We start from the raw sequence: 240 nt of genomic DNA, 5'->3' as shown, positions 1-240 counted from the left end.
TCTGATTTCCGGCGAAGGCGGCCCCATGGGCGTGGCGGCTCACTATATCAATGAACATCCTTACGTGCAAAACGAATTTATTGCGGCACCGCTTCAAGTGATGGTGGACAAGGGCGACAACCTGACCAAGCTGGAGCTGGACGCATTCACGAAGATCATCACCGGCAACGAACCGATCGAGTCGTACGACAAGTTCGTGACGAATTGGAAGAAGCAGGGCGGAGACGACGTCACAAAAGC

Annotated in this window: 1 pseudogene; it reads left to right on the top strand. The window is 54.2% G+C overall.

Annotation, left to right across the window (positions count from 1 at the left end):
* Positions 1-31 precede the first annotated feature (31 nt).
* Positions 32-240: pseudogene (locus tag KVT38_RS34115) on the top strand (extracellular solute-binding protein); the annotation flags it as partial.

Source organism: Cohnella sp. GbtcB17, from assembly GCF_019091135.1.
In the GTDB taxonomy this organism is placed as follows: domain Bacteria; phylum Bacillota; class Bacilli; order Paenibacillales; family Paenibacillaceae; genus Cohnella.
Note: the sequence above shows the minus strand (reverse complement) of the source record. Positions and strands in the feature narration are given on the sequence as shown.